The following is a 2,820-nucleotide window of genomic DNA, read 5'->3' on the forward strand; positions in this document are numbered from 1 at the left end:
CGCCGCGGCGGCCGCCGCCGCGTCCCGCTCGTCCGCGGCGCGCGCGTCCGCCGGTCGTCGTCCGTCGGTCGGGTGGTCCCCGTACGTCGGCAGGAACGCCGTCACCAGGTGGCCGCCGGTCGCGTCGCCCTCCTCGGGATCCGTGCGCTCCGCTGTCAGCCAGCCGCCCGCGAGCCTCGCCCGCTCCTGCATGCTCCCGATCCCGAACCCACCGCGGGACCGGGCCGGCGGTAGCTTCGAGGCCGGCTCGGGCTCCGGCTCCGGCTCCGAGCCGCGGCTCCGCACCGTGAGCGCGAGACCGGGCCCCTCCCACACGAACGAGACGTCCACGGTCGGGGTCCCGCGCGTGTGCTTGAGGGCGTTCGTGAGGCTCTCCTGCACGATCCGGTAGACGCTGAGCTGCTGCGACGGCGTGAGCCCGCCGGGCCGCCCGGTGGTGCGGAGGTCGACGCGCATCCCGGTCGCGGCCATGCCCCGGATCAGCGCGGGCAGGTCGGCGAGGTTCGGCTGCGGCCGGTGGCTGTCGTCGGTCAGCTCCTCGATGAGGCCGCGGAGGTCGAGCAGCGCCGACCGGGCCGTCCCGGCGATCTCGCGCAGCGCCTCCTCCGTCGTCTCCGGCCGGGTCTCGCGCAGGAACCGCGATCCATCGGCGACCGCGACCACGACGGCGAGCGAGTGCGCCAGCACATCGTGGACCTCCTGCGCGATGCCGCTGCGCTCCTGCGCGATCCGCAGCTCCACGCCCGCGACCTCGAGGTCGGCCTCGGCGCGCACGAGCCGGGCCCGGTCCTCCACCCCGCGATCGCGGAGCGCGCGCAGGCCGTCGAGCCCGACGAACCCGCCGCGATCGCCCATGACGCCGCGCCGGAGCGCGACGCCCAGCGCCCACGCGCCGAGGTAGAGCACCGCTGCGATCCCGGCGAGCAGCAGGGCCCAGCCCACCGACACCCCGTCGTCGCGGTCCGCGGATCCCAGGCCGCGCCACGCGCTCCAGTACCCGGCCGCCGAGATCGCGAAGCCGAGGCACACCGCCTGGAACGCGCCGACCGCGAGGGCCGCGGCCCGCACGGGAGCGTCCGCCGACCGGCCGATCACGAACGCGACGACGAGGGCGGCACCCGCGATCGGCCACGTGTCAGGATCCGGGGCGGCGACGAGGAGGAGCAGCGGCCCCATGCCGGAGACCCCGAGCATCTGCAGGGTCGGCACCACGAGCACCACGGCGAGCGCGGACCGCGGCACCGACCGGGAGATCGCGATGGAGACCGCGTACGCGACCACCGTGACCACGTAGGTCCATCCGTGTTCCTGCAGCCCGCCCCCGATCCCCGCCGAGAGGGCGAACAGGAGGTACGCACTCCCCGCCGCGGGCTCCGCGAACGGCCGGAGGCGGGAGCGGTGTCGGGGGCGCATGCCCTCACGCTAGGGGCGATCCCGCCCCGGATCCGAGGGTCGGCGCGCATCCTCATCCGAAGGGACGAGGCACCGGCCGATCACGTGGGGTCGGCGTCCCGTCCGCGCGCCGACAGCATCCGGACGCGCACGCGGTGCGCCACGACGAGGAGCGCGAGCCACGCGAGCGCGAGGAGCCAGCCGGCGAGGACGTCGGTGAGCCAGTGGTGGCCGAGGTAGACGCGGCTGAGGCTCACGGACGCCGCGAAGGCGATGGCGATCGCGTACGTCAGCACGCGCGTCGACCGCCGCAGCTGCCGCAGGACCAGCAGGTACGCGACGATCCCCGCGACCACGCTCGCGTTGAGGGTGTGGCCCGACGGGAACGAGGGCGACGTCTCGTAGGGCGGCACGGCGTCCGCGCGCGGCGGGCGGTCGCGGCCGACGAGCTCCTTGCCGACCTCGGTCATGAGCAGGGATCCGGCGCCTGCGGTGAGGCCGAGCACGACCGGCACCCACTGGCGTCGGCGGATGGCGAGCGCGACGATCACCGCGACGCCCACGATCGGCACGGCGTAGACGCCCGCGGCCTCGGTGAAGACGGCGACGGCGGTGTCGAGCCACGGCGAGCGGACGTCCATGGCGAGGTGCAGCGCGGGCTCGTCGAGGAGCGCGACGCTGTCGTCGTCGATGACGGCCACGTAGAGACCAGCGAAGAGGCTCGACGCGGCCGTGATGACGAGGAGGCCGAGGACCAGGACGGCGGCGAAGGCGCCCGAGGGCCCCACGCGCGTCGCGACGACGCTCGCCGCCCGGACGACCCGGCCGGGCGCGCGGTCGTGCACGGTGACGGGCGGGATCAGCCGCGGACCAGCGCCGACGACGGCTCGAGGTCGCGACGGCGGACGGCGGCCGCTATGAGGCCCGCCGTGCCCGCGATCAGGCCGATGACGAAGGTGGCGACGCCGCCGATGACGCCCATGAGCACGATCCCGAAGGCGCCGGCGCCCTCGTCGACCTGCCCGATGCCGTCCCGGGTCGCCCATGCCGCGAGGACGGCGAGACCGAGGGCGAGGACGAGCGCGACGATCGTCGTCCCCACGAGGTACCAGCCCCAGCCGGCGCCGCGGGCCTTGGCGACGACGAGGACGACGGCCGCGATGATCACGAGGATCGGGACGCCGAGGGTCAGGGTGAGGGCGAGCGCGAACGCGGTGTCGGGATCCATGCATCGAGCGTAGGCCGCGGGACCGGGGGCGGCGAGGGCGCGGCGGGTGCGCTCCTAGCATGGGCGGATGGCGGGATCACGGAGCGGCGACGGGGACCGGCCGGCCGACCGGATCGCCGGCGTCGTGCTCGCCGCCGGCGCGGGCACCCGCTTCGGCGGCCCCAAGGCGCTCGCGACGCATCCCGACGGCACGCCCTGGC

The 2,820-nt window shown here is 75.9% G+C and carries 3 protein-coding genes; all 3 read right to left on the reverse strand.

Going from position 1 to position 2,820, the window contains the following annotated elements:
• On the reverse strand, positions 1-1,413 hold a 1,413-nt coding region (locus DZG00_RS14200; protein ID WP_233550152.1), incomplete at its 3' end, for a sensor histidine kinase.
• Between the two features lie 80 nt (positions 1,414-1,493).
• Positions 1,494-2,237 carry a phosphatase PAP2 family protein gene (locus tag DZG00_RS14205; RefSeq protein WP_233549179.1) on the reverse strand — a complete coding sequence of 248 codons (744 nt, stop codon included), beginning with the start codon at positions 2,235-2,237 and terminating at the stop codon, positions 1,494-1,496.
• Between the two features lie 14 nt (positions 2,238-2,251).
• Positions 2,252-2,620 carry a hypothetical protein gene (locus DZG00_RS14210; protein ID WP_119383030.1) on the reverse strand — a complete coding sequence of 123 codons (369 nt, stop codon included), beginning with the start codon at positions 2,618-2,620 and terminating at the stop codon, positions 2,252-2,254.
• Positions 2,621-2,820: the final 200 nt, after the last annotated feature.

Source organism: Clavibacter lycopersici, assembly GCF_003576405.1.
In the GTDB taxonomy this organism is placed as follows: Bacteria; Actinomycetota; Actinomycetes; order Actinomycetales; family Microbacteriaceae; genus Clavibacter; species Clavibacter lycopersici.

Excerpts from the sequence above, each read along its gene's own strand:
- DZG00_RS14210 (WP_119383030.1), bottom strand. The coding sequence starts at position 2,620 with ATGGATCCCGACACCGCGTTCGCGCTCGCCCTCACCCTGACCCTCGGC.